The sequence below is a fragment of the Ensifer sp. ENS08 genome (genome assembly GCF_014852195.1).
Taxonomy (GTDB): domain Bacteria; phylum Pseudomonadota; class Alphaproteobacteria; order Rhizobiales; family Rhizobiaceae; genus Ensifer; species Ensifer adhaerens.
On record NZ_JACVBF010000002.1, the window covers coordinates 1 to 26,174 of the forward strand.

The window sequence follows — 26,174 nt, forward strand, 5'->3', positions numbered from 1 at the left end:
TCGATCTCGTCGGCGAGGACGTGCTGGTGACCGGCGCCGGGCCGATCGGCATCATGGGGGCGCTGGTCGCCAAGCGTTCCGGCGCGCGCAAGGTGGTGATCACCGACATCAACCCGACGCGGCTGGCGCTCGCCAAAAGCGTCGGCATCGACCATGTCGTCGATGCCTCGAAGGAAAACCTTGCCGACGTGATGAAGGCGATCGGCATGACCGAAGGTTTTGACGTCGGGCTGGAAATGTCGGGTGCGGCCCCTGCCTTCCGCGACATGATCGACAAGATGAACAATGGCGGCAAGATCGCCATCCTCGGCATCGCACCGGCCGGCTTCGAGATCGACTGGAACAAGGTGATCTTCAAGATGCTCAACCTCAAGGGCATCTACGGCCGCGAGATGTTCGAGACCTGGTACAAGATGATCGCCTTCGTGCAGGGCGGCCTCGACCTTGCCCCCGTCATCACCCACCGCATCAAGATCGACGAGTTCCGCGACGGCTTTCAGGCCATGCGCTCCGGCAATTCCGGAAAGGTCGTCATGGACTGGTAAGGCCGCAAGGGCCGCCGTACCCGTGAGCGTCGGCGGCTCAGTTGGCGAGGCCGAACTGGATCTCGATCTCGTGATAGCGGGCGCCCTGGCCCGCCCAGCGGTGGTAAATCTCGCGGCTCTCGCCGGAGAAATTGTGCCTGGACATCTCGATCTTTGCGACAAGCGGCGCGTAGCCCTGGGTGAAAAGGCTGCGCATCGGACCCTGGTGCAGCGTGGACGCCACCATGATCGGCTCCAGTTCGATCAGATCGAGCGCGCCGCGATAATCCTTGCCGCCCGTGACCGGGCGGCAGATGCGCCAGTCGAACGGCGTCTTGGCGTTTTTCGGTAGATCGTTCGCGATGAAGATCCAGGGACCTGCGGGCATCATGCCTGCACGTTCCATCTCCGCCTCGATGAGAGGCGCCAGCATGGCGCTCTCCGTCTTGACGTCTGGAATGGTGAGCCGCCGACCGATCGATAACACCCGCATGGCGTCGGTTTCCTTGATGAGCATTCGAGCCTCCGTTTCGGTGCGAAGGTCCTGCGCGATCAGGTCAAGCGCAAGCAAAAAGCCGGAATAATCTTGCGATTTTTCCTCGACAATGGGCTCCTTCGGGAATCGTTTTGCGTGCACATGCCTGGCTGCCGCCTGCGCTTGCTTGAGGGCAGGGAGGCTCTATCTTGATGGCAGTGGCGACGTCGTCGCACCGGGAAGTAGAGGAGATGCATGCATGCGTTATGAGGGAAGCTGTCATTGCGGCAAGATCGCCTTCGAGGTGGAAGGGGAATTTGGCGAAGCGATCGACTGCAATTGCTCGCTCTGCCGTCGTCGCGGCGGACTGCTCGCCTTCGTTGCCCGCGACAAGCTGACGCTGACGACGCCGGAAGCGGACCTCTCGACCTATGTCTTCAACAAGCATGTGATCCAGCACCGGTTCTGCGACACCTGCGGAATCGCGCCATTCGGTGAGGGCGACGGGCCGCATGGGAAGATGGCGGCGATCAACCTGCGCTGCCTGCCGGAGTTCGATATCGAGGCGGTGAAAGTCGTCAAATACGACGGCCGATCGGTTTAGCACCGGACCGAAAAATTCAGTCCTGGTTGCGCGTGCGCATATGGCACAACGAGACCTTGCCGATTAAATTGTTGCTACCCTTGTCTTTTGGCGGGCAGCGCCTACATCTTCAGCGGAAGCTGATAAACCCCAAAAAGCGACAGGAACGGTGATTTTTATCGAATCATCCGGTTTTTCAGCGGAAATGCTTGACGGGATCGAAAATTCTGGGAATCACCATTTCCGAATAAGAAATGGCGAGATGACACGGCGGTTAGGGAATCATGCCAGAGACGTTTCAGTGGCAGGACTGTCGGAGCTTGTCCGCTTTGCCACGAGTACACTCGTGGTTAAACAGGAATTAAACATCATCCCGTTACGTCAGGGGAAATGATTCGGTGGCGGGTGCGCGGCGCACCCGGACCTTCGAGCGGCATTGGCACCGGGCTCACGCCGGTTGCGACAAGGAAAGCGACGAACTAAATGGCAACCAAAGTCAAAGAAAACGAAGAAGCTGACGTAGAACGCGAAGGCGCTCCGGACGGCCCGCTTCTCGATCTTTCCGATGACGCTGTCAAGAAGATGATCAAGGCCGCCAAGAAGCGCGGCTACGTGACGATGGACGAGTTGAACTCGGTCCTTCCGTCCGAGGAAGTCACCTCCGAACAGATCGAAGACACGATGGCAATGCTGTCCGACATGGGCATCAACGTGATCGAGGACGAGGAAGCCGAAGAAGCTGCCGGCGGCGGCGACGATGAGGCCAGCGACGACGATAACGAAAGCGAAGGCGGCGAACTGGCCCCTTCCAGCGGTACTTCGCTTGCGACCAGCAAGAAGAAGGAACCGACCGATCGCACTGACGACCCGGTTCGCATGTACCTGCGCGAAATGGGTTCGGTCGAGCTTCTGTCGCGCGAAGGCGAAATCGCGATTGCCAAGCGCATCGAGGCTGGCCGCGAGACAATGATCGCCGGTCTCTGTGAGAGCCCGCTGACCTTCCAGGCGCTGATTATCTGGCGCGACGAACTGAACGAAGGCCAGACGCTTCTGCGCGAGATCATTGATCTCGAGACCACCTATTCCGGTCCCGAGGCCAAGGCTGCTCCGCAGTTCCAGAGCCCGGAAAAGATCGAGGCCGACCGCAAGGCTGCCGAGGAAAAGGAAAAGACCCGCAAGGTTCGCTCGCCTGCCAACGACGACGACATCACCAATGTCGGCGGCGATGTCATGCCGGCCGAGGAGGAAGAGGAAGACGACGACGAGTCGAACCTCTCGCTCGCCGCCATGGAAGCGGAACTGCGCCCGCAGGTCATGGAAACCCTCGACATCATCGCGGAGACCTACAAGAAGCTGCGCAAGCTGCAGGACCAGCAGGTGGAAGCCCGCCTTGCTGCCACCGGCACGCTGTCGCCCGCCCAGGAGCGCCGCTACAAGGAACTCAAGGACGAGCTGATCAAGGCGGTCAAGTCGCTGTCGCTCAACCAGAACCGCGTCGACAGCCTGGTCGAGCAGCTCTACGACATCTCCAAGCGCCTGATGCAGAACGAAGGCCGTCTGCTGCGTCTTGCAGAATCCTACGGCGTCAAGCGCGACTCGTTCCTGGAGCAGTATTCGGGCGCCGAACTTGATCCGAACTGGATGAAGTCGATCAGCAACCTGGCCGGCAAGGGCTGGAAGGAATTCGCCAAGAGCGAAAACCAGACGATCCGCGACATCCGCCAGGAGATCCAGAATCTGGCCACGGAAACCGGCATCTCGATCGCCGAGTTCCGCCGCATCGTTTCGATGGTGCAGAAGGGCGAGCGCGAAGCGCGTATCGCCAAGAAGGAAATGGTCGAAGCGAACCTGCGCCTCGTCATCTCCATCGCCAAGAAGTACACCAACCGCGGCCTGCAGTTCCTCGATCTCATCCAGGAAGGCAACATCGGCCTGATGAAGGCGGTCGACAAGTTCGAATACCGCCGCGGTTACAAGTTCTCGACCTATGCCACCTGGTGGATCCGTCAGGCGATCACCCGGTCGATCGCCGACCAGGCCCGCACGATCCGCATCCCGGTGCACATGATCGAGACGATCAACAAGATCGTCCGCACCTCGCGCCAGATGCTGCACGAGATCGGCCGCGAGCCGACGCCGGAAGAACTGGCCGAAAAGCTCGCCATGCCGCTCGAAAAGGTCCGCAAGGTCCTGAAGATCGCCAAGGAGCCGATCTCGCTCGAGACGCCTGTCGGTGACGAAGAGGATTCGCACCTCGGCGATTTCATCGAGGACAAGAACGCACTGTTGCCGATCGACGCCGCCATCCAGGCGAACCTGCGCGAGACAACCACCCGCGTTCTCGCCTCGCTGACGCCGCGCGAAGAGCGCGTTCTGCGTATGCGCTTCGGCATCGGCATGAACACCGACCACACGCTTGAAGAGGTCGGCCAGCAGTTCTCGGTTACCCGCGAACGTATCCGTCAGATCGAGGCGAAGGCGCTCCGCAAGCTCAAGCATCCGAGCCGCTCCAGGAAGCTCAGAAGCTTCCTCGACAGCTAAAGTCGGGTACATGGAAAGATCGAAAGCCGGGCCACGTGCCCGGCTTTTTCGTTTCCGCCTCACCCATGCGATTTATTGTGGGCGCTTTCGCCGGGGAGTATAGTCGCCCCTTCGCAGTAATCTGGGGCACCCCGTCTTGTACGCGGGAGCAATCGCACCGCGGGCGTGAAGCGTGCCCCCGTGGAGGTGTCAGATGACGACGTATGTCATGCTCCTCAACTGGACCGAGCAGGGCGTCAAGAATGTGCGTGATTCCCCGAAGAGGCTCGACCTCGCACGGAATGTGCTCGGCGAGATGGGCGGTTCCTTCAAGCATTTCTTCCTGACCATGGGCGACTACGACATGGTGGCCATCGTCGAAGCGCCTGACGATGCGGTGGCCGCACGCTTCGCGCTCACGCTTGGCATGGCCGGCAATGTGCGCTCGACGACGCTGAAAGCCTTCCCTGAGGCTGCCTATCGCGAACTGATCGCCTCGCTTGGATGAACGGCCGGTGTTGCGGCCGTGAGGATAATCGCGGCCACAACGTCAGATGCCTCGTTCACGGCGCACCGTTTCCCGAGAGGATGCGGGCCGCGCCGCGCATGGCGTTGCGAAAGGCGTCGTCAAAGCTGATGCCGCTCAACTGCCAGAGGTAACGCTTGCCGCCCGCGTCCATCTGCCATTGGGCGATCCAGCCACGGGCGGCGTCGGACCAGACGAGCGTGCCGAGGAGCGGCACGTCGCCGGCGGTCTGTGTCGCGGACGCAAAGAGCTGCGCCGGATCCGCTTGCGGAAGGGTGTCGAGCGCGGGTTTCCGGGCGGTTACGGTCGCCGCATCCGGCAGCACGGTCGAAAGCGCCAGCGGCTTTGCAGCTGCCTCAAGCGAATCCGCCATATAGGGGCTTTCACTGCCGTCGCGTGTCAGCACGAAGCGGCGCTTCTGGTCCTTGACCGCCAGCCATACGGCGATCGCCGGGCGAGGGGAGAGCCATGGCTTGCGGCCGAGTTCTGCGAGAAGCGGATTCAGTGTTGCTGGCTGGTACCGGCAGGTGAGGTCATGCGGGCGGTCGTGCGTGCCCTGTTCGTCATGGATCGGGATGCCTTCGAGGCGATCGTGGTAGGAGAAGGTCGAGACGAAGCTGCCGGCCTTTGCCTCCGCTGCAGCAAACCGGGGCGCCTCTGTGATCGTCGGATCGCCGGATAGTTTGACGAGCACTTCACGCAGGCATTCGCGAAAACCGATCTCACGATTCGCCTCACCCGTGCCGGTGACGATCGCGTCACTGCGATAAAGCGCGTCGATATCTGCCGCCCCGGCGTTGCTGCCGGCGTGGCAGAGAAGCGCCGCTACGAGCGCCGTGACCGTCGCTCTTTTCCGGATCAGTTTGCCGGCGGCAGGACGCAACTGAGATCGCCCTCCTCACAGCTCAGATAGGTCTTGAAGTCGGCGACGCGCTTCTGTGTGCGATCGTCGCGGCATTCAAGCGTGATCATCGGCTGGGCGGAGCCGCCGGCAACGCCCGAGCTTGCGAAATCGCATTCGGCATCGCGATAGGCGATCCAGGCCCTTTGCGCGGCAACCAGCAGCTTCGTCTTGTCGGCATCGTCCTTCAGGCGTCCCTGGATTTTCTTGTAAAGGGCGTTCAGTTCGGCGTCGGAGGCCTTCAGCGCCTTGTCGGCGCAGGCATTCATCGTCGCCTGGTCGCTCGCATCGGCGCATTCGTCGGCGCGCGCGAGGCCAGTCGCGGCGAACAAGCCGGTGAAGGCGAGCACCATCAAGGCGGATATTTTCATCGATACGCTCCTTTGCGCCCTATGGCTGGCGCTGCATGTCTCCCGTGGATCGTAAAACCTCCGGTGGCGAAAGTTCAATGGCCGGGCCTTCGATGGTTCTCCTTTGAATCAAAAGAGATCCTTAAGGTTTACGTTTTATCAATCTCTGGAGCGCCGCGGCCCCGACGGGCGGCCCGTGGTGTTCGAGCATTTTTCCCGCGGCATTGCCTTGCGCGCAATCGCCGTGCTGCGGGGAAGCAAGAGGTTCTGCGATGCGTTGCGTATTTGTCGTCGTCCTCCTGTTGCTGGCCGGCTGCGGAACGGTGCCGAGAGACACCCGGAATGCCTGCGCGGTTTTCGAGCAGCAAGATGGCCTTTTCAACAATTGGCGCCGGGAAGCCTATAGCGCCCAGCGTGAATACGGCGTGCCCGTGCCGATCCTGATGGCGACGATCTACACCGAATCCGGCTTCCGCCATAATGCCCGTCCGCCACGCACCAAGCTTTTCGGCTTCATCCCCTGGACGCGCGCTTCGACAGCATACGGCTATTCCCAGGCGCTCGACGGCACCTGGGCGCGCTATCAGAGCGAGACCGGCCGCTGGGCAGCGCGGCGTTCGGACTTCGGCGACGCGATTCGCTTCATCGCCTGGTACCATCGCGAAAGTGCCCAGCGGAACGGCATCGCCCTCAACGACGCTTACAGGCTCTACATCGCCTATTACCATGGCCACGGCGGCTATTCCCGAGGCAACTGGAGCGATACGGCCAAGAACGGCGCCAAGCGGGCGGCCGGCATGGCCCAGGTCTACAGCAAGCAGCTCAGAGGCTGCGGCAGCTAACGCCGCAGCCCGGTTGAGCCGGCGCCAGGGGACCGTTCTTCCGCTTAACCAGCGGCTGCGCGATCAAGTTCCGCGACATCGATCTTCACCATGCCCATCATCGCCTGCTGGGCGCGGGCCGCACGCGCCGGATCAGGATCGCCGAGGTGACGCATCAGGGCGTCCGGGATGATCTGCCAGGAAAGACCGAACCTGTCCTTCAGCCAGCCGCAATGCTGCGGCGTGCCGCCGTCCAAGAGCCTTTCCCAGAAGTAGTCGACTTCCGCCTGGTCGGTGCAGCGCAGGAAGAACGACACGGCCTCGCTGAACTTGAAATGCGGCCCGCCGTTGAGCCCCATGAAGTGCTGCCCCTCGAGCTCGAAGGATGCGGTAAAGGCCCTGCCGTCGGGGCCCCGCTTCACGTCGGTGATGCGGGTGTTGCGGAAAATGGCGGTGTAGAAAGTGATGGCGTCCTCCAGCTGATCGTCGAACCAGAGAAACGGCGTGATCTTCTGCATGGGTGTCTCCCGATTTGGATGCTACCGGCCAAGGACGAACGGGGAAGCGCGGTTCCGACAAAAGCCGCGCCGCACTTGAAAGAAAATTCCGTCCCGATGTCGGAACTCTTGGCCGTCCTGCGTCCTATGCTCGTAGAACGAACAGAGGAGACTATATCGATGACCTATGTGGATGGCTTTATCGTTGCCGTGCCGAAGGCGAATATCGAGGCCTACAAGGCGATGGCGAAGGCGGCGGGTGCGGTGTGGATGGAGCACGGCGCGCTCGCCTACAACGAATGCCTGGCGGATGACGCGCCCTATGGCGAAGTGACGTCCTTTCCCCGCTCGGTGCAGGCCAAGGACGATGAGACGGTGGTGTTCTCCTGGATCACCTACAAATCCCGCGCCGAGCGCGACGCGATCGTTGCCAAGGTCATGGCCGATCCGCGGCTGCAGGGCGATGCCTGGAAGCAGGTGTTCGACGGCAAGCGCATGATCTATGGCGGCTTCGAGACCTTCCTGGAGATGTAGGCACGCCACCGCGACGGATTGCGGCAGATCGCCTTGGACCGGGAACGGTCCGGGGATAGAAGCATTGGGCATATCAACGGGTCGCACCGCCTCTCGGGCGGATGCGACCGCCTGCCGGAGGCCTTCATGCCGCAAACGCGCATCACCATCGCCACCCATGGCCAGGGGCTCTATGAATTTACCGACGAGGCGGCGGCCTTCGTACGCGCCAACGCCGACGGCGAGGGGCTGCTCACGGTCTTCGTGCGGCACACCTCCTGTTCGCTTCTCATCCAGGAAAACGCCGACCCGGACGTGAAGCGCGATCTGGACGCCTTTTTCCGCCGCCTCGTGCCGCCTTCCTCGGATCCCTCCATGCGCTGGATCGTGCACACCCAGGAAGGCCCCGACGATATGCCGGCACATATCAAGGCGGCGTTGACGCCGGTATCGCTCGGCATTCCCGTCAGTGGTGGCCGGATGCTCACCGGCACCTGGCAGGGGCTCTACCTCTTCGAGCATCGCGACCGCCCGCATCGCCGCGAGATCGTCCTGCATCTTTCCGCCTGATTGGCCGGCGCCGACGATTGAACGGCGACGCAAGGGTTCTAGATAAAGGGGCGAGAGCAAGGGCTTGGGAACCGGCCTTCGAGGCTAGGGAGGAATCGGAATGACCGATGCACAGACGATTGCCAGCGGCTTTATCGAGGCGCTGAACCAGCGGGATTTCGAGGCGCTGGCGCGGCTCGTGCATGAGGACATAGAACTCGATTCGCTGACCGGTCAACGCACCGTCGGCGTCGGCCCCTTGCGCGCCTGGCTGATGAACTATCTGCGCCGATTCGACGAGCAGTTCGGAGACGTGGTGCTGATGCGCGATGCCTTCGGCCAGCGCGTGGCCGCCGATTTGACGGTACGGGGCACCTACCGCGAGACCATGGAAGGCTTTCCCCCTGCGACTGGCCAGAGCTACTCTATCCCCAGCGTGCTCGTCTTCGAGATCGAGGACGGCGCCATCACCCGCCTCAGCCATTATCGCAATATTCGCGTCTTTGAGCGGGCGCTTGCCGGCTGAGCGACGCGTAGCCGACCGCTCCTGACGGTCGCGCCCCTTCATTTTCAAGTTTTCTTACTGACCGCCGGATGACCGATCATGTCTTGATGGGGAAAATGCCGGCGCGAATCACCTCTGGCACGCCGATGACGGCGGCTGATTCGCCGCTTGTCCAAGCGCAGGCGAAGGCGCGTCCCAGCGCCTTGGCCGCGGTCAAAGCTCTTCGAAATACTTGTTTATAAGCAATACCTTATCGACTGTGACTTGCACGAAAGTCTCCTCCACGCGCGTGTGGTCATCACGTTCTGGCAATCTGAACGTCCCATGAACATCGGGTTCCGCTGTCGTTCAGCTTGGCGACCCTATTCTCTGATCAATCGCTTGGGACGGTGATTGCCCCTCGAACCCTTCAAGCTTGGAGAGATCTTATGAAGAACCGCCTTTTTAACGCCGCTGCCGCCGCCGTCATCGGACTTACCGGCCTGCTGGGTGCCGCCTCCACCGCTTCGGCTGAATCGATCGAATTCGGTTTCGGCCCGCGCGGCGGCGTCGACGTCCAGTATCGCGACTACGACGGCGGCTACGGTGACGAGCGCGACTGGGGTCGCGGCCGTGACCGCCACTGGGACCGTGACCGCCGCGGCCGTTGCGCGCCCTGGATGGCCGTCGACAAGGCCCGCGATCGTGGACTCCGCCGCGCCTATGTCGCCGACGTCTCTTCGCGCCGCGTCGTCGTCGAAGGCCGTCGCCACGGCCAACGCCAGACGATCGTGTTTGCGAACGCCCGCGGCTGCCCGACGATCGGCCGTTGGTAACATCTAAGCAATCTTCCCGCCTCGTCTCCCCCGGCCGGCGGAAGAATGGCCCCTCATGCCAAGGCATGGGGGGCTTTTTGTTTGACGCCGCAGCGACCAAGGGGCGCCGGTTGCGCGCAGTCCTGGTCGGGACGCGTGAACGAAGCGAAGTGGATCAGGCCGACAGCGCGGTCCATACGTGCGAATCGTCCGCTCGGGCGATCGTCGTGTCAGGCACCGTAGTTGCCGAACCGCCGGCAAGGCTCCGGCCGGTTTGCCCTCTAGCATTGCCAGACGAATGAACGCGCGGCGCAATTCCATCGCGGACATCTGCGGCCTAGGCATCGGCTGATCTTCTTCAGACCAGATCCAGCCCATGTGTCAGCCATCGCCCGGAACACCTGCCAAGGATCTCCTCGACCGAACACTCGGGACCAACGATCCATGCGATGTGGCTGGATGTCCGCTTTAGCGGCGAAGATCACGAGGACGTGGAGGCGAGGGCGACGCCAGGCGGAGATCGCGGAGCGGTCGCGGGCGATGCCGCAGGGCGAGGGGCGGCAGCAAATCGCGCGCGGGAAGCGATGTCAAAGCAGGTGCCGGCAAATTTAAGCCTGGAGGTCGGACGGCGTTCAGCGCCGGGCCCAGTCTTAGTCGAGTGCATCGCGAGCACCAGCGCCCAAAAGAAAAGCCCCCGGCACCGATCCTTGGCACCAGGGGCGTTCGATCGTTGAACGCCCGCGCTTGGCCGTGGGCGTTGCTGACAAGCCTTACTGCTTGATTTCGAAGGTCACGTTGACCGTCACGTTGTAGCTGTTTTCGCCGGTTGCGACCGGAACGGCGTCGGCGGCATATTCCTTGGCCATGCCGGCGCGCATCATCGGCACCGGCTCGGGGCGGAAGCCCTGCTCGGAGATGTTGACGATCTTGCCGACCGAGACGCCGGCCGCTTCGGCCAGCACCTTGGCCTTCTCAACGGCATCGGCAACGGCTGCCTTGCGCGCTTCGGTGATCACGGCTTCCGGCTTGTCGTTGGTGAACTGTACGCCGCCACCCTGGTTGACGCCGAGCGAAACCGACTTGTCGATCACTTCGCCGAGCTTGGCGAGATCGCGAACGCGGACGCTGACGCCGTTCGTCACCTGGTAGCCGATCAACTCCGGCGCGCGGTTGCTGCCGTCGGTGTTGGTCGGGTAGCTGTATTGCGGGTTGAGCATGAAGCCGCTCGTCTGCAGGTCGCGATCGGCAATGCCGCCGTCCTTCAGCGCCTTCAGCACTTCGGCCATGGTCTTGTTGTTGGCGTCCAGCGCTTCACGCGCGGTCTTGCCATCCTTGACGACGCTCAGCTGCAGGACTGCCATGTCCGGCGCGGTCGTCGCGCGGCCTTCGCCGGCAACGACGATGGTGGCCTTGTCCTTGTCCGTCTCCTGCGCCTGAGCGGCGGCAACGCCAGCAAAAGCTGCGGCGAAGGCGGCGATCGAAAGCGTGCGGGCAGTGCGTGTGGAAATCATCTTCAATGTCTCTCCGGTTGTTCCGTCCCAAGCGTCTTCTTGGCTATCGATTGTGTGAGCATTGCGGCAATGGCTTGTCCGCAAAAAGGTTTTCCGCTAGAGCCTTGGCCACCCGCAAACTGCCATTGGTTCGCGGGCCTGGATCACGACGGTGCCACGCCTCGTTCAGAAGCGCAAAGGCCACCGTAGCACTTAAAGTTGCTGCCCCGTGTCTTATCCCTGGACCGTTACGGTTTAAGGACAGGAGCGGATCCAGAGTGGGCCTGTAGCTCAATGGTTAGAGCCGGCGGCTCATAACCGCTTGGTTGGGGGTTCGAGTCCCTCCGGGCCCACCAATCACTTGCGAACATTGAATTTTCTAGGTTTTCTGGCTGATTTTTGCCCAGATTTGATGTGCGCGCAGGTTGGGGACACTTCCAGCGACTTTGCACGACGCGAAATTGCGCACGGCATGTTCCGCCAACGTCGGATAATCCAACCCTCTTCCTCGTGGTTTCTGCTAGGATGGCCGGCCAGGCAGCAATGGAGAATTTCGATGGCTGGTCCGGGCGCGGAAATGGTGCGAATCGTACGTCGCAACAAGCTGGTTGGCTTTTGGGCGGCGGAGAAACTGGCCCTTGCCGGCGAAAATGCCAAGACCTACTCGGATGGTCTTGCGATGGCGGCGCTGGACGTCGAACGCAGCGACATTCTTGCGATCATTCGAAGAGACTTTGACGCGGCAGGCGTGGTCCAATCGGACGACGACATTCTGGCGGTCATGAACGTCTGCTGGCTGGAGGCGGGAAAACGAACAAAGGGGTCAGACGGCAGCGATGCAGCGCTGGTGCAGATTGCACGTCACCTCATGCAAGGATCGTGAGCGACGATCCTCTCCGGCGCAACAGCTATTCGGGTGCCACGAACGTCGATGCCGGCAAGCTGCTGGTCAACGGCAACCAGTCGATTGCAACCGGACTGACGACGGTTGGTTCTGGCGCCGTGCTCGGCGGCAACGGCACGATCGGCGGCAGCGTCGTCGTGAACGACGCGGCACGCTGGCGCTCGGCAACAGCCCGGGAACGTTGACGATCAATGGCAATCTGTCGCTCGCTGCCGCTTCCATCGTCGATTTCGAATTCGGCCAGGCCAATGTCGCCGGTGGCGCGCTCAACGATCTTGTCGATGTCGGTGGCAACCTGGTGCTCGACGGCACGCTCAACGTTTCCGTCTCCTCCGGCGGCAGCTTCGGCGCCGGCATCTACCGGGTCTTCAACTATGGCGGCACGCTGACCAGCATTGGTCTACAAAGCGCTCGCCTGTCGCGACCGCTTTGACAGGACATACCCTTTCCGAGGCCACGTTCGCAGTTGTCTCCGCCAACGCGGCCAGATCCTTAGCCGGAAGCGGGGATGGCCCGGGGCTTCATCGTGGCCCTCGGGGTGCTCGAGTTTTCCAGTGCCGAGAGCGCCACGGCGTCCCATTGGGAGAGGATATGTTCGGCGTCGTAGCGTCGGACATTGGCTTCGGCGTTGGCCGCGAGACGGGCGCGCAGGGTCTCGTCGCCCATCAGGTTGGAGAGGGCTTCGGCCAGGGCGTTGATGTCGCCGTTTTCGACGAGAATGCCGTCGTCGCCGTTGGCAATCATGTCGGTCGGGCCCCATTCGCAGGCGAAGGAGACGACGGGGAGGCCTGCGGCCATCGCTTCAAGCAGGGCGATGCCCCAGCCTTCGTAGCGGGATGACAGGACGAAGAGGTCGGCGGTTTCGACCCAGAGGCCGGGTTTCGCGGTGACGCCGGGCATTTCCACCCGGTCGGCCAATCCGAGCGCGTTGCGCTGGGCTTCCAGCGCTTTTCTCGCCTCGCCTTCGCCCCAGATGACGAGCTTCCATTCGGGGTGGTCGCTGGCCGCCTTGGCGAAGGCTTCGAGCAGCAGATCGAAGCCCTTTTGCTCAGTCAGGCGCCCGACGGCGGTGAGCACATTGTTGCCGCGCTTCTTTTGCCAGCCGTCGGGCAGATTGATCGCATTGGCGATCACCCGGCTGGAGCGGCGAACATTCGGCGGGAAATAGTCCAGCGCGCCCTTGGTCATCGTCACCAGCGCAAAGGCGCGCGGGTAGAGACGAAGCTGCAGCCATTTCCAGAAGGGGCCGAAGGGCTGCGCCGCCGGGTTGTTGCGCTCGGACACGATCACCGGGAGCCTGAGGCCTCGCGTTGCGAGCAGCGTCAGCACGTTCGTGCGCGTCAGGAAGCTCAGCACGAAGTCGGGACGGGTGCGGCTGATCGTCGAGCGCAGTCGGTAGAGCCGCCTTGCCACCAGCCAGGCGGCCCGCAGCTTGCCAGCCTTCTGAACCGGCACGTCGAGCCGCTCGATGGTGACGCGCGGATCGAGCCTGTAATAGGGTTCGGAGGTCGGCGCTTCGAGCGTAATCACCGTGACGGTGCAGCCGAGGCGGGCCCAGTGGCTGGCAACGAGACTGACGACGTGCTCGGTGCCGCCGGCGCCGAGTGCAGAAACAATGATGGTTATGCGCGCGCCAGCGATGCCGGCGGCTCCGACGATGTCGGCACCTGTATCTTGATCCAATTTGGATTGCCCCTCGCTCTCCGCTTTCTATTATTAACAACTCCTTAAATTCTCGCAATGGGACTTTCGCAGTGTGGTAAACGCGCTGGCGAACAGCCGATCGCGGCTGGCCGGCGCGCAGTTCGCATGTCCCATCGGCAAGGCAAGACCAGACGTTGGAAGGCCTCAGCCCGTGCAATGGGCGCCGAGGATGGGGCGGGTTGAAGCGGCGCGCGGGGGAAGGTGTCGTCTCTGGGAATACCGGGCGGCTGGTGCTCGCAGGGCTACCGTGCGCGCAAAAAAAATGCCCGCGGGAGGCGGGCAGTTTTGGAGTGGGCGCATACGCTCAAACATGTTGCGCCTCGCTCCAAGGTGGCCGTCAGAGGTCAAGGATCCGTAAATGCGCGATAGCTAAAAATAGCGAATGGCAGCGGCCCGTCGTCCCCGCCAGCCGCCGCCGTCCGGATTCCAGCGGAGAACCGGTGGCTGGGGTCGATTTTTTGTCCGGGGACATCAGCCGTAGCATCGGCCGGATATTGCCACCGGGCGTGGTGGCGCGGAAGCGGCAGAGACGGGTCGCCGTTCGCCGATGCCGTGATACAGGGAACCCGGCAAGCCTTTGCTTTTCCGTATTGTTTCGCTCATAGCCCGCGCCGATGCCTGCGTCCGCCGTCCGCAAGGCGTCGATGTTCGCCAGCGCAGGGCGAAAGCGGCGGCACAACCATGGCGGAATCTCTAAGAAAGGAATTGTTAATTTAAGCAATGAATAATGAAAAAGGGGGTTGAAGATCGCCGCCTTTTCGCCCAAAGGAAGCCCCAGGCGGCTGGACCGCTATTCGAAAGGACGTTTATGCGAATCAAAACCGCATGTGCCGGCGTAGGCCGCACCGCCGTTTCGGGTTTCAAGTTTCTCGTACCGACGACATCAGTTCTAAGCCTCCTGCTTCTGTCCGCCGGCTGCTCGTCGACGGTCGTCAGCGAAACGCCGCTGTTTGCATCGGGCCATTCGAGTGCCTATGCGAGCCCTTCGATCAAGGTCCGCAAGGAAGAGAAGCAGCTGAAGATCGCCGAGGCGGATGAAGACATCGTCGAGCCGGCACCGACGCGCAGGCGCACGGCAACCTACCTCGGCCGCGCCCCCTATATCTGCTCGCCGAGCGGCTTCGGGCGCACGTCACACTGTTTCCTCAGAGCCTCGCTCTAACAGTCTGTCGCGTTCGGGAAGGCAGGCGCAATCGATCATGGAGACGGGGCGGTTGCCAGCCTTGGCGGCGGCCTTTTTGCCATCCGGGCATGACGCCCACGGCCTCGCGATCGCACCGGCTTCCAGCGCGCAGCAAGCCATGTCTGGTTTTATGCGGTGCCAGATGTGGCACGCCGGAGAAAATCGTTGCCTATTGCTGTCCCAAGATCGGTCCTCGGTGCTGGCGCGCTGGCGCTTCTGGCGGTTGCCGGAGTCACGCCGGGTCGCGCGCAGGATTCCGTAGACGGTATCGACCGGTCGCTGACGACCGCCGCCATCACGCCTGAGGCAAGGGAGCGGGAAACACGCACGGTCGAAATCGGTGTTTACGATCCGCATGATGCGGTCGCATCCAGCGACGCGCTGACACTCGAGCATGTCTTCGTCTACTGGCAGAAGCCGGATCGGGCGCAGCTGAAACGGAAGTTCGCAAATGCCGCGCGACAGGGGCGGGCGCTGATGCTTTCGGTCGAGCCCTATACCCATGCCGCCGACTGGCGCGCCGGCGGCAACCGGCTGTTTGCCGATATCGGCAAGGGCCGCTTCGATCGCGAGATTACCGATATTTGCACGCGCGCCGCCGACTTCCGCGGGCGGGTCTACGTTCGCTGGGGCCATGAGATGGAAGAGCCCGGCGAGCGCTATCCCTGGGCGCGGCGCGACAGCGAAGGCTACAAGACGGCGTTCCGCTACTTCGTCAGCAAGTGCCGGGAACTCGCGCCGGCCGCCCGCTACGTCTGGTCGCCGAAGGGCCATCGCAATCTCGCGGCCTATTATCCGGGCGACGATGTCGTCGATGCGATCGGCATCCCTGTCTGGGGCCTGCAGAAGATGGACGTCGACTATTGGGGCCGCGAGCGTCGCTTCGGCGAAGCGCTCAAGGAAAAGTACCAGCGCGTTTCGCGTTACCGCAAGCCCGTGATCGTTGCCGAACTCGGGGTCTCCGGCTCGGCCGATTACAAGCGTGCATGGTATGCCGAAATCCTGGATCAGCAGACCTACCGCCAGGCCTTCCCGCTTCTGACGACCGTCGTCTTCTTCAACGACAAGGAGCCGTACAAGTGGCCGCTCGGTTACGGAGCGCCGGACTGGCGGCTCGACAAGGCGGCGCTCAAGGCGCTTGCCGACCGTGGACCGAAGGAAGCGGCCGAACTCGCCGACTGATCGCCGCGCGTGGCATGAAATCTTGCTGATCGCAGCTGAGGTGCTTTCGGTCGGGGCGATGCGCCGATCGTCCTTCGGCGCATCGTGAAAGCTTCAAACTCCGAGCCCTTGATATCCCGGATCACCTTTGCGGTTCCGGATCATCCCGGTCGCCCGGATCAGGCCAGCAACAGGCCCGATTCCCGGGCGGCTGCGGCAAAGCAGCGGCTCGCCCGGTCCGTACTCGTCAATCCATCCAGCGCATCCAGGCAGCGCCTGAGGGCTGCGCGATATTCCCGGCCACGACGGCCCGGCCACTGCCTGAGCAGTTCCACGGCTTCGAACACCGTTCTGACCACGGTCTGCCGTCGTGCCGAAAGTTTCAGGGGGATGGGAGTGGGAAAGAGTTTCTCGCTCATTGCATTCCTCGTTCACAGTCTTTTCGAGCGAGAGGGCAACGCGAGAGCAGCGGGATGGTTCCATGTTGTCGACCGATTTTATTCGCGCTGACGGCAGGCGAGTTCTCTCCGGCTTTGCGAACCTGATCTTTTGGTTGCGTCGCTTTTGCCGACGGCGGACGAAGGGAGGTCCGGCGGGAGCTCCATCGAGCTCGGACCGGTGTTGAAAAGCTTTGAAAATCCAGGCCCGGCGCAGGTGGCGGCACTAGAGTTCCAGCGCTGCCTTGAGGTCGGTCGACTTCAGAACGCGCAGGTCGAGGTCGGCTTCGATATGGTCGATGTGGTGGACCATCAGCCGCGCGGCCGCGTCGATGTCGCCACGCTCGATCGCGTTGACGATCTCGTCGTGTTCGCTGTGGCCGCAGCTCGAAACGGTCGATTGTCCGTAAAGCGCGATGACCAGCGAGGAGCGGGCGACGAGCTCGTCCATGAAGCGGCGCAGAATGGTGTTGCCGGAGAGGTCGGCAAGCGCCAGGTGGAAATCGCCCGATGCCTTGATTTCCGCACGACGGGCCGATTGACCGCGCTGTTCGGTCAGTTGGCGCTCGGCTGCCAGCATGCGCCTGAGTTCGGAAAGCTCCGCCTTGCCGATCTGGGCGGCGGCGGCGCGCACGACGCCGGGCTCGATCAGCCGGCGGGTCGCAAAGATCTGGCGCGCCTCGTCGATCGAAGGGTGCGCAACGAAGGCGCCGCGGTTCTTCTCGACGTTGACGAGGCCTTCATAGGACAGCGCCTGCAGGGCGGCGCGCACCAGCGTTCGGCTGACGTTGAAGAGTTCGCCGACGTCGCTTTCCGAAAGCTTGGTGCCAGGCGCAAGCCGCCGCTCGACGATCGCATCGCGCAATGTATCGCGGATGTGCTGACTGCCGGTGTCGGTGGTCGGGTCTGTGGCCAGTTCGGCCTGATGGGGCGTGGTGGTCAAGGACATGAATCGATCCGCGAAGCAACGCGCCATCTTATCGTCGGACGAAGCGAAGGGAAACGACAATCTGACGCGCAAAGGTTGCGGGGGCATCGTCCGGTCTAGCGAGGCTACTTGTCGAGCTCCGGATAGACCCGGTCGAGGAAGCCCGGTCGCAATTTCTCGCCGATCAGGCAATCGGGCGCCGGGAAGGCATCGACATAGCGTATGGTCGGCGGTGGTGGCAGGCCGCTGACTTCGAGCACCAGTTTCTGGCGGATCGCGATGGAGAAATCTTCGGGCTCGTGCACCGGCAGCACGAAGGAGCCGGGGCCGCCGATGACACATTCGGCATAATATTGGTCAAGCGGGCCGGTCGAAACCGACGGGCGGATGAGGATGGCAAGCCCGTTGATGGTGATGCCGCGCGTGATCGCGATCTCGCGGGCTGGAAGCACCGGCGGGCCGATGTTGTTCGGCCCGTCGCCGGAGATGTCGATGACCCTTCGCACGCCGCTGAACGCGTTGGAATCGATCAGCGCCGTGCCATAGGTAATGGCGTTGGAGATGGAGGTGCCGCGGCGTGTGCCGACCGGCCGCGCTTCGATCAGCTTGGCGAAGGCGTCGGCGTCGGCGGCATTGTCGATGACCTTCCAGGCGACAACGGAGGACTCGTTCACCGTTCCGGCCCATTCGAAATAGCCGATGGCGATCTTGCCCAGCTGGCCGCTTTCGACCGCATCAAGGAAGTCGCGATGCCGGAGTGCCTCGACATAGCCGGCCCGCTGGATGCGGGCCTCGTCGAGATCCATCGAGCCGGACATGTCGACCGCCAGGATCAGTTCGACGTCGACATTCGTCGCCTCGGCGGTCGATGGGCTCGGGCCACCACTCAATGAAAGGAGTAACGCCAACACGCTCAACATCGCTTCAACCAGTCATTGCGCGCGGTCAGATTAGAAGACTGTAACACAAGATTGGATTTCGGCGACCGTTTGGGTGTAGTTGGCCTTCACTAAAGAGTGATTTTGCCGGGTCCTGCATGAGGCCGGATGTCGGACAGGAAAGGCGAAATGCCGCAGCGTACGGAAAATACTGAGCGATTTCAGATCGATCGATTGCAGCAGACGGCGTTCGGGTATTTCCTCGAACATTCGGATCCGGTCACCGGACTGATCGCCGACACCGCGTTGCCGGGCGCGCCGGCGAGCATCGCTGCGACCGGCTTCGGCCTTTCCTGCTATCCGATCGGCGTCGAGCGCGGCTGGCTTTCGCGCAGCGACGCGGCGCGGCGGGTGGCGACGACCCTGCGCTTCCTTGTCCAAAGCCCGCAGTCCCGCCACCGGCAGGCGACCGGCTATCGCGGCTTCTACCATCACTTCCTCGACATGCGGACCGGTGAGCGCACCTGGCAGAGCGAGCTTTCGACCGTCGATACGGCGCTGCTGATCGCCGGCTGCCTGACCGCCTCTGCATATTTTTACGGTAGGGATGCGGACGAATGCGAGATCCGCGCGCTTGCCGATCGGCTCTATGCGCGGGTGGACTGGCGCTGGGCGCTCAATCGGGGCGACACGCTGACGATGGGCTGGCGGCCGCCGGGGCGGTTCTTGAAGCATCGCTGGCGGGGTTACAGCGAAGCGCTGCTGCTCTATGTGCTGGCACTCGGCGCGCCCGACCATTCGATCGAACCGGAGCACTATGCGGCCTTCGCCGAGGGCCATGACTGGATTCCGGTCGACGGCCGGCCGCATCTGCATGCGGCCCCACTCTTCATCCATCTCTTTCCGCAGGCCTGGCTCGATCTACGCGGGCTTTCCGACCGGCCGATGCGAGAGCGGGGGACGGACTATTTCGAGAATACCCGACGCGCCATCGCCTTGCAGCGGGACCATGCGCGCTCCAATCCCGGCGGTTTCGCCGGATATGGCGAGGACCTGTGGGGCCTCAGCGCCTGCCATGCGCCGCGCGGCCGGCTGCGGCTTGCGGATGGGCGCCAGCAGCGGCTTTTCGGCTATGTGAACCGCGGCGCACCCTACGGCCTTGATGACGGCACGCTCGTGCCCTGGGCGCCGCTTGCCTGCCTGCCGTTCGAGCCGGATGCGGCGCAGGCCTCCCTGGTGCATATGGCAGACAGTTATCCGGGACTTTTGAGCGAAGGGCGCTTTCCTGGCGGCTTTAACCCGAGCCTGGCCGCCGGCGCAGGCCCGGAGGGCTGGATCGATGCGCGGGTCGTCGGTCTTGACCAGGGCCTCGTTGTCATGATGATCGAGAACTGGCAAAGCGGCCTTAGCTGGGCGCTGATGCGCAGCATGCCGGCGATCCGCCTCGGCCTTGAACGGGCGGGCTTCGACGGTGGCTGGCTGCAGGAGGGGGAAGGCGCGTGTGGTAATCCGCCCGCATCCCGCGCCAGAGGATGAGAACGGACGACGGAGACGGCATGCGCTTGAACGACCACCGGCCGACAGCGGAGACCGCGGCGTTTGCGCCGCAGGCGCTGGCCGTCGCCGACCATCTGCGTGCCCAGTTTCCCGAGGCTGCCGTCTCGCTCGGGCCGGCGGCCAGTGATTTCAGCGCGCCGGGCGACTTCTGGGCTACCGGCAGCGCTGGCCTTGAGGCGGGGCTCGCCTATCAGGATTTCTTCGGGGTCGGCATGACCGACCGGGTCCGGGCGGCGCATCTGATCGCCTTCTATAGCCGCCAGCTGAGCGTAGTCCTTGGCGCGTTCCATCTCGGCGCCGGGTCGCAGGCGGAGGTGGCCGGCATTCGTTTCGAGGATTGGACGCGGCTTCACCGTGGCGTCGAAGTCGCGGGCAAGCGCTATCATTTTCGCCTGCATCCGCCGGCGACGGAGCGCCAGGGTGGCGAAGGTGTCAGCGCATTCGAACAGGGCTTCATCGCCCATCTGGCACCCGTCGTTGCGGTTCTGAAAGCGCGAGCAGGGCTGTCGAGCGGGGCGCAATGGCGGCTCGCGGCCGATGCCCTGGCCGGCGCGTTCCTGGAAATCGGCCGCGCGATCGGCGACGAGGCGCGCGGCATGGCCGAGGCGCTGGCGATCGTCAAGCGACCGGGTTCGCGGCTCTACTCAGAGGAGCTCTGCTACGAGCAGATCGCGGCTCTCGATCCGGCAAGCGGCGCTCAGCTGTCGCGCCAGTATCGGATCCGTTGCGGCTGCTGTCTCTACTTCAAGACGGAAGGGGGCAGCTTCTGCGACACTTGCGTGCTGCTGGAGCCGGAAGATCGCCGCGCGCGGCTGGCGGCGCATCTCATGCAAAACGGCGGGACCTGAACCCCGCCGTCGCTTTGCTGACGATCTGTGATCAGTGATCACTGTGCCTTGACGAAGCGCTCGTTGATGAAGCCGGAGACGACGCCGAGTACGATCCAGAAGGCAAGCGTGGTGGCGAGTGCGGCAACCGCAAACTCGGCGCCGAGCACGGCCGGAACGTTGCTGGTGATATCGAGCGGCTGCGGCGCACCGTAGACATGGGGTGCTGCGATCGCCACCAGGCCTGCGACCTTGGAGACGATCTCCTCGCGCAGGACGACGAGATAGAGGCCGACGGCGGAGAGCGCCACGGTCACCAGCCACCAGGTCTGGCGGTCGCCGAGTTCGGCTGCCGGAAAGCCCGGCAGTTCCGGCGGCAGACCGATCGCCGGCAGCATGTGCACGGCAAGCCAGCCGCAGGCGCCCCACAGCGCGCCGTTCCTGAGCGTGATCGGGTAGCCGATCACCAGGCTGACGCCGGCGAGCAGCAGACCGAAGCCGGAACCTGTGACGAGGTTCGCCATCAGCGTGCCGGAGAAGCGGCTCATGCCGAACATGATGCCGCCTTCCTCATGCTCGCCCTCATGGGCATAGGCCGGGGTGATCGGCGACAAAGCGTCGAGGAAAGCGCCGAACGGCGACACGGCTTTGAGCGACGAATGCTGGTCGTGGTTTTCTGCGGCCGGCTGTGCCGCACCCGGCTGGGCGGCGGGCTGTTCGGTGGCGGCCGGTGCCTCGCCTTCGAATTCTTCTGCATGCAGGATCAGCGGTGTGACGCGCAGTTCCTGGGCGCCGGTCATGAAGACACCGGCAATCAATCCAGCCACGATCGCGGCCAGAAGCGTTCTGACAATCATCTTGAAATCCCTCGATAACGACAAAAGCCACGCCCTGTGGCGTGGTCCTTGAGCCTTCCCATTTTCCCTATGCTGCGGATGGCCTTCGCGCGCCGGAAAAACCGGGATGCACGCAGGCCTCCATCCGGCTCGGGCCGGATGCGTTCAGGTCCGCAGATTGTTCGATGCGGAACGTTGTTCACGTTCCGGCGCATCGGTCAGTGGCAGGGGAAGCCGTAGGAGTGGCGGGTGTCGTGCGCCGTGTCGTGCAGCACTGCCGAGTTGGCAAGGCCGGCGCCAAAGACGAGGAATGCGCCGATGAAGAGCGCGATGACGCCAGCGGTCAGACGATCGCTGAGGGAGAGCGGGGTGCTCGAAATGGTAGACGTAGCCATGACAACCTCCGTGATGGCATCGGGAAATTCCCGGTTGGGCCCTATGCCCGTATCGAGTGGCAGGTTTCCTGGCTCACGGCGTTGGGCTCGATGCCCTCGATCTGCCTCGCCTTCCCAGCTCGGCCGCCCTCTCGCGGTCTTGCCAGTGGCTTCTTCCGGATCGCTCCGGAACGGTGGATCGACGTCGCTCTACAGTCGCGGGGTCGGCCGTGATTTGAATGCCCAGCTTGGGTCCATCCGTCACATTCCCGTTTACTCCCGAAACACGTTCGCGTCCCGGGAACCAATCGATCCCAGATGATTAGGATTGTGTCATGGAGTTGTCAATTGAGTGCGCGCCGCCGCGCGGTCCATCCGCGACAAAATCCTTGATGGTCATGCGTTTGTAGGCTTCGACGATCTGGTCACCCTCGGCCCGGTCGACCGAGACTGCAAGTCGCATGGTGCAGTCGCCGAGATGCATGATCAGGAAGGCGGCGCTGTCGATCTCTTCGCGCGGTGTCTCCGGCACAAGCCGGGCCCAGACATCGGCAAGCAGCTTTCCGCCGGCGCGGCTTTGCGCAAGATCGATCTCGCGCAGCGCCTTGTCGGCCTGCATCGCCGACCAGATGTCGCGCATGACCGGCTCGGCGAGGAACATGTCGTAGTAGATGTCGAACAGCAGCGAGAAGGCGTCGCGCAGTTCGGCTATCGACGTGACCTTGGCCAGTTCGGCCGCGATGCACTCGTTGCAGACCGCATTGTAGCGCTCGGCCAGCGTGCGCACGATTGCCGCCTTGTCGGGAAAGTACTGATACAGCGAGCCGATCGAAATCCCCGCCTTTTCAGCGACTTCGCTCATGCGCATGGCGTCGCTGCCCTTCTCCTGGATGAGCGCCGTCGCGCAGGCAAGGATCTGCTCGACGCGCTCGCGGCTGCGCTTCTGGCTCGGCGTCCGGCGCAGCGCAGGCTCGTCGTTGGCGGGAAGCGTGGCGGGACTTGCATCTGGAATCATGAGTAATGCTCACATTTTGACTTGACTCCTAAAATACGAGGATTTATCACATTTGCAAATGTGAGAGATGCTCATGTTTGTTGGTGGAACCTCAGGAGGAAACGATGTCTCAGAAAGTCACACTGGTTTTGGGCGGTACCGGCAAGACGGGGCGGCGGGTGGCCGATCGCCTTCGGGAGCGGGGCATAGCGGTCCGCATCGGCGCCCGTTCGGCGTCGCCTTCCTTCGATTGGACGGATGAGGCGACCTGGACGCCCGCCCTTGAAAATGTCGATCGCATCTATGTCTGCTACCAGCCCGATCTGGCGGTGCCGGGCGCCGTCGACGTCATCGCCAAGTTCTCGAGCCTTGCCGTTCGCTCCGGCATCAAACGGTTGGTGCTCCTGTCGGGCCGCGGCGAGGACGAGGCGGAAGCCTCCGAGCGTGCGCTGCAGGCCTCCGGCGCCGACTGGACGGTCATCCGGGGCAGCTGGTTCTTCGAGAATTTCGACGAAGGCTTCCTGGCCGACGGCGTGGTGAGTGGTTCGGTCTTCCTGCCGGTGGACGAGGTCACCGAGCCCTTCGTCAGTTGCGACGACATTGCCGACGTGGCGGTTGAGGCTCTTCTGGACGATGCGCATATCGGCAAGGTCTATGCCTTGACCGGCCCGCGCCTGATGACCTTTGCCCAGGCCGTCGCCGAGATCGCCGCGGCCGCCAACCGTCGGATCTCTTATCAGGCCATTCCGGTTTCCGACTTCGCAGCGCATCTCAAGGCGGACGGCGTGCCGGATGACTATGTCGAACTCATCCGCTATCTCTTCACCTCGGTGCTCGACGGACGCAATTCCAGCATGACGTCCGATGTCGAGCGCGTGCTTGGGCGGCGTCCGCGCGACTTTGCCGATTACGCCCGGGAAACCGCAGCAACTGGTGTTTGGAGTCTTGCCGCATGATCCCGTTGATCCCCGCTCTGGCGTTTGCCGCCGCGATCGGTTCCGGCCTGATGGCCGGGCTGTTCTTCATCTTCTCGGTCTGCATCATGCAGGCCCTGTCGCGGCTGCCGCCGGAGCAGGGGATCGCCGCGATGAACGCCATCAATGTCGTGATCCAGAACCCGATCTTCCTCAGCGCCTTCATGGGCACGGCGCTGCTCGCCCTGGCGCTCGTCGTCGTCGCCTTCATCTCGGGGGGCGAGGGCAGGTGGTGGCTTGCCGCCGGTGGCATTGCCTATGTCGTTGGCGTGCTGCTGGTGACCATTGTCTTCAACGTGCCGATGAATGACGCGCTCGCCGCGGCAGCCCCCGGTCAGGCGGCGACCGATCTCTGGCGTGAGCGCTATCTGACCGATTGGGTCTGGTGGAACCACGTGCGCACATGGGCCTCGATCGGCGCGCTGGCGTTTTTCGTTCTCGGTTTCGCCCGCACCTGACGAAAAGCGCCGGCAAGTCGATCCTTGCCGGCGCCTGCACGCGTCCTGACCTTCAAGCCCATCCCGCCGTCAGGGCTTCGGAATACGCGCGTCGTATTGCGCTTCAAGGTCGGCAAACTTGCTCCAGAAGGCTGCCGGCTTTTCGCCTTCGAGCAGAGCGCGCAAAATGTCGAGGTGTACGTGCCAGCCGGCGGAGAAGCTGGTCATGACCGCGCGGTCGGCGATGCGCTTATGGGTGACGACGAGCAGCACCTTGTCGCCGCGGGGGCTGAGCTCGAAGCGGACCTCCGACGGGGTGCCGGTCTCTTCGTTCCAGGTATAGGCCAGTAGTCGTGGCGGCTCCCAGGCGAGCACGTGGCCGTAATTGTGCACCTCGCCGGCGTGCTCGGCGTATTTCTGCGGTGGCCGATCGTCCTCCGTCGTCAGTTCCGAATGGCGGAAGACGTGCTCGACCTCGGCCCCTTCCTTCGATCCGATCGTTCCGGACGCCATCCAGAGCCGGCGCTTGCTTTCCTCCGTCAGATAGGACCAGACCCGCTCGATCGGGCCGGGAAGCAGGCGCTCGATGCGCACCGCGTCTGGTGCGACGACACGGCCGTAATCGGCGCCGGCAAAGGCTGTGGCAGACGAAGTCATGGCTTTTCCTCCGGATCAGTTTGGATTGTGGCGTCTTCGGCGAGAAGCAGCGCCTCGAGTGCGTCGATGCGGGTGCGCCAGAAGGCTTCGTAGTGGCGCATCCATTCCATGCCTGCATGCATCGGCGCGGCATCGAGCCGGCACACATGCGTGCGACCTTTCACTTCGCGGCGCACCAGACCTGCTCCTTCCAGCACCTTGATGTGCTTCGATGCCGCGGCCAGCGAGATCGAGAACGGCGCCGCAAGCTCACCCACCAGTCTTTCGCCCTGCGAAAGGTCCTGGAGCATGGCGCGCCGCGTCGGGTCCGAAAGCGCGTGAAACACGGCATCGAGATGTGCGTTCTGATATTCAACCATATTGTTGAATATCCTCTCGGTCGACCTAATTGTCAACCGTTCGGTTGAATTTAAAAGTATCGCGAAAAGAGACCACGCCGCGGTGGGTCGTCGTGGAGGCGCCGTCCCGTCCAGGCGGCAAGCGCATCGGCAAGATCGTCGGTCGGCACCATCTGGGCAAACTGTTCGCTTTCGACCAGCAGCCCCTCGGCGATCGACATGTTGAGGCCGCGGGTGACGGCGGTGATGATCGAGCGCACTGCAAGCGGGGAGTGGCCGATGATGCGTTTTGCCAGGTCACGGGCGGCCGACATCAGTTCCTCATGAGCGACGACGTGGTTGACGAGCCCCAGCTCCAGCGCGCGATCGGCCAAGAAATCCTCGCCTGTCAGCAGCAGTTCAAGCGCGCGCTTGCGGCCGGCGAGCCGCGGCAGGCGCTGGGTGCCGCCGAAGGTCGGCGGCATGCCGAGCTTGATTTCCGGTTTGGCAAAACGCGCCCGGTCGCTTGCAACAGCGAGATGCACCGCTTCAGTGATCTCGCAGCCGCCGCCATAGGCAAGCCCGTTGACGGCAGCGATAACCGGCTTCGGAAAGGCTTCGAGCCGGGCCGTCAGGCCCTGGCCGCGACGGACGAAATCGCGCACGGCCGGGTTTACGCCCTTGGCCACGCTTTCCGAGAACTCATGGATATCGCCGCCGGCGGAAAAGGCGCGGTCGCCGGTGCCGGTGATGATCACGGCGCCGACGCCGTCGTTCGCTTCGATCTGGTCGAGAAGGCTCATGAGCCGGTCGATCAGCTCGTAGTTCAGCGCGTTGAGTTTCTCTGGTCGGTTGAGAGTGAGGAGGGCGATGCCCTCGGAAATCTGCATCAGCACGGTGTTCGACATGGTTGCTCTCCGGCAGCTGTTGACGGGGAGAGGCTAGGTGAGGGAAGATG

General features: G+C 63.2%; 34 protein-coding genes, 1 tRNA gene and 1 riboswitch. Of the genes, 19 read left to right on the forward strand and 16 right to left on the reverse strand.

Annotation, left to right across the window (positions count from 1 at the left end; translation table 11 throughout):
- A partial coding sequence (locus IB272_RS05510; protein ID WP_192444231.1) for a zinc-binding dehydrogenase occupies positions 1-545 on the forward strand: 545 nt, incomplete at its 5' end.
- Positions 546-582: 37 nt separating this feature from the next.
- On the opposite strand, the gene IB272_RS05515 is transcribed toward IB272_RS05510, so the two are convergent.
- The gene (locus IB272_RS05515) at positions 583-1,041 is read right to left on the reverse strand and encodes a hypothetical protein (RefSeq protein ID WP_060516152.1); all 459 of its coding nucleotides are present in this window, start codon (positions 1,039-1,041) and stop codon (positions 583-585) included.
- 217 nt (positions 1,042-1,258) lie between these two features.
- On the opposite strand from IB272_RS05515, the gene IB272_RS05520 reads away from it, so the two are divergent.
- From IB272_RS05520 to IB272_RS05530, 3 genes are all read left to right on the forward strand, one after another.
- Positions 1,259-1,603: a GFA family protein gene (locus tag IB272_RS05520; RefSeq protein WP_034803441.1), complete on the forward strand. Its 345-nt coding sequence runs from the start codon at positions 1,259-1,261 to the stop codon at positions 1,601-1,603.
- 462 nt (positions 1,604-2,065) lie between these two features.
- The gene (gene rpoD / locus IB272_RS05525; protein ID WP_034803439.1) at positions 2,066-4,123 is read left to right on the forward strand and encodes an RNA polymerase sigma factor RpoD; all 2,058 of its coding nucleotides are present in this window, start codon (positions 2,066-2,068) and stop codon (positions 4,121-4,123) included.
- A 193-nt stretch (positions 4,124-4,316) separates the two neighbouring features.
- Positions 4,317-4,610, forward strand: coding sequence for a GYD domain-containing protein (locus IB272_RS05530; protein ID WP_034803438.1), 294 nt, complete (start codon positions 4,317-4,319; stop codon positions 4,608-4,610).
- 55 nt (positions 4,611-4,665) lie between these two features.
- Here the strand turns inward: IB272_RS05530 and IB272_RS05535 are convergent, their stop codons facing one another.
- The gene (locus tag IB272_RS05535; RefSeq protein ID WP_192444232.1) at positions 4,666-5,511 is read right to left on the reverse strand and encodes a DUF2066 domain-containing protein; all 846 of its coding nucleotides are present in this window, start codon (positions 5,509-5,511) and stop codon (positions 4,666-4,668) included.
- Positions 5,487-5,900 carry a lysozyme inhibitor LprI family protein gene (locus IB272_RS05540; RefSeq protein WP_113136436.1) on the reverse strand — a complete coding sequence of 138 codons (414 nt, stop codon included), beginning with the start codon at positions 5,898-5,900 and terminating at the stop codon, positions 5,487-5,489. Before IB272_RS05540 ends, IB272_RS05535 begins: the two co-directional genes overlap by 25 nt.
- Positions 5,901-6,151: 251 nt before the next feature.
- Here IB272_RS05540 and IB272_RS05545 point away from each other — a divergent pair, with 251 nt between their 5' ends.
- The gene (locus IB272_RS05545) at positions 6,152-6,721 is read left to right on the forward strand and encodes a membrane protein (RefSeq protein ID WP_034803436.1); all 570 of its coding nucleotides are present in this window, start codon (positions 6,152-6,154) and stop codon (positions 6,719-6,721) included.
- Positions 6,722-6,765: 44 nt separating this feature from the next.
- On the opposite strand, the gene IB272_RS05550 is transcribed toward IB272_RS05545, so the two are convergent.
- Positions 6,766-7,218: a VOC family protein gene (locus tag IB272_RS05550; RefSeq protein ID WP_113136435.1), complete on the reverse strand. Its 453-nt coding sequence runs from the start codon at positions 7,216-7,218 to the stop codon at positions 6,766-6,768.
- 159 nt (positions 7,219-7,377) lie between these two features.
- Between IB272_RS05550 and IB272_RS05555 the strand changes: the two genes are divergently transcribed.
- From IB272_RS05555 to IB272_RS05570, 4 genes are all read left to right on the forward strand, one after another.
- On the forward strand, positions 7,378-7,731 hold the full coding sequence (locus IB272_RS05555) for a DUF1428 family protein (protein WP_060515848.1): 354 nt from the start codon (positions 7,378-7,380) through the stop codon (positions 7,729-7,731).
- Positions 7,732-7,857: 126 nt separating this feature from the next.
- Positions 7,858-8,280, forward strand: coding sequence for a secondary thiamine-phosphate synthase enzyme YjbQ (locus tag IB272_RS05560; protein WP_060516154.1), 423 nt, complete (start codon positions 7,858-7,860; stop codon positions 8,278-8,280).
- 100 nt (positions 8,281-8,380) lie between these two features.
- Positions 8,381-8,785 carry a ketosteroid isomerase-related protein gene (locus IB272_RS05565; RefSeq protein ID WP_034803432.1) on the forward strand — a complete coding sequence of 135 codons (405 nt, stop codon included), beginning with the start codon at positions 8,381-8,383 and terminating at the stop codon, positions 8,783-8,785.
- Positions 8,786-9,192: 407 nt separating this feature from the next.
- On the forward strand, positions 9,193-9,579 hold the full coding sequence (locus IB272_RS05570; RefSeq protein ID WP_034803430.1) for a hypothetical protein: 387 nt from the start codon (positions 9,193-9,195) through the stop codon (positions 9,577-9,579).
- Positions 9,580-10,328: 749 nt separating this feature from the next.
- On the opposite strand, the gene IB272_RS05575 is transcribed toward IB272_RS05570, so the two are convergent.
- Complete coding sequence (locus IB272_RS05575) at positions 10,329-11,069, reverse strand: SIMPL domain-containing protein (protein WP_034803426.1); 741 nt, start codon at positions 11,067-11,069, stop codon at positions 10,329-10,331.
- A 259-nt stretch (positions 11,070-11,328) separates the two neighbouring features.
- On the opposite strand from IB272_RS05575, the gene IB272_RS05580 reads away from it, so the two are divergent.
- From IB272_RS05580 to IB272_RS05595, 4 genes are all read left to right on the forward strand, one after another.
- Positions 11,329-11,404, forward strand: a tRNA-Ile gene (locus IB272_RS05580).
- Between the two features lie 200 nt (positions 11,405-11,604).
- Positions 11,605-11,931, forward strand: coding sequence for an ATPase inhibitor subunit zeta (locus tag IB272_RS05585; RefSeq protein WP_060515850.1), 327 nt, complete (start codon positions 11,605-11,607; stop codon positions 11,929-11,931).
- A complete protein-coding gene (locus IB272_RS05590) occupies positions 11,928-12,137 on the forward strand; it encodes a hypothetical protein (protein WP_060586355.1) in 210 nt (69 codons plus the stop codon). The genes IB272_RS05585 and IB272_RS05590 overlap by 4 nt, the downstream gene beginning before the upstream one ends.
- Complete coding sequence (locus IB272_RS05595) at positions 12,134-12,385, forward strand: hypothetical protein (RefSeq protein WP_060586354.1); 252 nt, start codon at positions 12,134-12,136, stop codon at positions 12,383-12,385. The genes IB272_RS05590 and IB272_RS05595 overlap by 4 nt, the downstream gene beginning before the upstream one ends.
- Before the next feature lie 59 nt (positions 12,386-12,444).
- Here IB272_RS05595 and IB272_RS05600 read toward each other — a convergent pair whose 3' ends face one another.
- Together IB272_RS05600 and IB272_RS05605 are read right to left on the reverse strand one after the other, a co-directional pair.
- On the reverse strand, positions 12,445-13,635 hold the full coding sequence (locus IB272_RS05600) for a glycosyltransferase family 4 protein (protein ID WP_192438486.1): 1,191 nt from the start codon (positions 13,633-13,635) through the stop codon (positions 12,445-12,447).
- Between the two features lie 358 nt (positions 13,636-13,993).
- The gene (locus IB272_RS05605) at positions 13,994-14,422 is read right to left on the reverse strand and encodes a hypothetical protein (protein WP_162732993.1); all 429 of its coding nucleotides are present in this window, start codon (positions 14,420-14,422) and stop codon (positions 13,994-13,996) included.
- A 42-nt stretch (positions 14,423-14,464) separates the two neighbouring features.
- Between IB272_RS05605 and IB272_RS05610 the strand changes: the two genes are divergently transcribed.
- Entirely contained in the window at positions 14,465-14,818 is a 354-nt protein-coding gene (locus tag IB272_RS05610) for a hypothetical protein (RefSeq protein WP_034791958.1), read from the forward strand.
- 186 nt (positions 14,819-15,004) lie between these two features.
- Positions 15,005-16,021: a glycosyl hydrolase gene (locus IB272_RS05615; protein ID WP_060582590.1), complete on the forward strand. Its 1,017-nt coding sequence runs from the start codon at positions 15,005-15,007 to the stop codon at positions 16,019-16,021.
- A 158-nt stretch (positions 16,022-16,179) separates the two neighbouring features.
- Here IB272_RS05615 and IB272_RS05620 read toward each other — a convergent pair whose 3' ends face one another.
- From IB272_RS05620 to IB272_RS05630, 3 genes are all read right to left on the reverse strand, one after another.
- The gene (locus tag IB272_RS05620) at positions 16,180-16,419 is read right to left on the reverse strand and encodes a DUF982 domain-containing protein (protein WP_034791960.1); all 240 of its coding nucleotides are present in this window, start codon (positions 16,417-16,419) and stop codon (positions 16,180-16,182) included.
- Positions 16,420-16,663: 244 nt separating this feature from the next.
- Positions 16,664-17,386 (reverse strand): GntR family transcriptional regulator, encoded by a 723-nt coding sequence (locus tag IB272_RS05625; protein WP_060515854.1) that lies wholly within the window; start codon positions 17,384-17,386, stop codon positions 16,664-16,666.
- 104 nt (positions 17,387-17,490) lie between these two features.
- Positions 17,491-18,285, reverse strand: a complete 795-nt coding sequence (locus tag IB272_RS05630; protein ID WP_034791962.1) for a DUF1194 domain-containing protein — start codon at positions 18,283-18,285, stop codon at positions 17,491-17,493.
- Between the two features lie 147 nt (positions 18,286-18,432).
- On the opposite strand from IB272_RS05630, the gene IB272_RS05635 reads away from it, so the two are divergent.
- Positions 18,433-19,779 (forward strand): glucoamylase family protein, encoded by a 1,347-nt coding sequence (locus tag IB272_RS05635; RefSeq protein WP_060582591.1) that lies wholly within the window; start codon positions 18,433-18,435, stop codon positions 19,777-19,779.
- A gap of 20 nt (positions 19,780-19,799) precedes the next feature.
- Complete coding sequence (locus IB272_RS05640; protein ID WP_060582592.1) at positions 19,800-20,648, forward strand: (2Fe-2S)-binding protein; 849 nt, start codon at positions 19,800-19,802, stop codon at positions 20,646-20,648.
- Between the two features lie 38 nt (positions 20,649-20,686).
- Here IB272_RS05640 and IB272_RS05645 read toward each other — a convergent pair whose 3' ends face one another.
- The 3 genes from IB272_RS05645 to IB272_RS05655 all read right to left on the reverse strand — a co-directional run bounded on the left by IB272_RS05645 (position 20,687) and on the right by IB272_RS05655 (position 22,852).
- Positions 20,687-21,484 carry a CbtA family protein gene (locus IB272_RS05645; RefSeq protein ID WP_034791964.1) on the reverse strand — a complete coding sequence of 266 codons (798 nt, stop codon included), beginning with the start codon at positions 21,482-21,484 and terminating at the stop codon, positions 20,687-20,689.
- A gap of 197 nt (positions 21,485-21,681) precedes the next feature.
- Positions 21,682-21,858: a CbtB-domain containing protein gene (locus IB272_RS05650; RefSeq protein ID WP_034791966.1), complete on the reverse strand. Its 177-nt coding sequence runs from the start codon at positions 21,856-21,858 to the stop codon at positions 21,682-21,684.
- Between the two features lie 40 nt (positions 21,859-21,898).
- Positions 21,899-22,161, reverse strand: a riboswitch (cobalamin riboswitch).
- Positions 22,160-22,852, reverse strand: coding sequence for a TetR/AcrR family transcriptional regulator (locus IB272_RS05655; RefSeq protein WP_060582593.1), 693 nt, complete (start codon positions 22,850-22,852; stop codon positions 22,160-22,162). (Overlaps the previous riboswitch by 2 nt.)
- A 104-nt stretch (positions 22,853-22,956) precedes the next feature.
- Between IB272_RS05655 and IB272_RS05660 the strand changes: the two genes are divergently transcribed.
- Both IB272_RS05660 and IB272_RS05665 read left to right on the forward strand, forming a co-directional pair.
- Complete coding sequence (locus IB272_RS05660) at positions 22,957-23,787, forward strand: NAD(P)H-binding protein (RefSeq protein WP_060515857.1); 831 nt, start codon at positions 22,957-22,959, stop codon at positions 23,785-23,787.
- The gene (locus IB272_RS05665) at positions 23,784-24,263 is read left to right on the forward strand and encodes an anthrone oxygenase family protein (protein WP_060582594.1); all 480 of its coding nucleotides are present in this window, start codon (positions 23,784-23,786) and stop codon (positions 24,261-24,263) included. The genes IB272_RS05660 and IB272_RS05665 overlap by 4 nt, the downstream gene beginning before the upstream one ends.
- A 69-nt stretch (positions 24,264-24,332) precedes the next feature.
- On the opposite strand, the gene IB272_RS05670 is transcribed toward IB272_RS05665, so the two are convergent.
- The 3 genes from IB272_RS05670 to IB272_RS05680 are packed head-to-tail and all read right to left on the reverse strand — an operon-like array spanning position 24,333 to position 26,124.
- A complete protein-coding gene (locus tag IB272_RS05670; RefSeq protein ID WP_060582595.1) occupies positions 24,333-24,899 on the reverse strand; it encodes an SRPBCC family protein in 567 nt (188 codons plus the stop codon).
- Positions 24,896-25,258: a metalloregulator ArsR/SmtB family transcription factor gene (locus tag IB272_RS05675; protein WP_034791974.1), complete on the reverse strand. Its 363-nt coding sequence runs from the start codon at positions 25,256-25,258 to the stop codon at positions 24,896-24,898. The genes IB272_RS05670 and IB272_RS05675 overlap by 4 nt, the downstream gene beginning before the upstream one ends.
- Before the next feature lie 50 nt (positions 25,259-25,308).
- The gene (locus tag IB272_RS05680; protein WP_060582596.1) at positions 25,309-26,124 is read right to left on the reverse strand and encodes a crotonase/enoyl-CoA hydratase family protein; all 816 of its coding nucleotides are present in this window, start codon (positions 26,122-26,124) and stop codon (positions 25,309-25,311) included.
- Positions 26,125-26,174 lie beyond the last annotated feature (50 nt).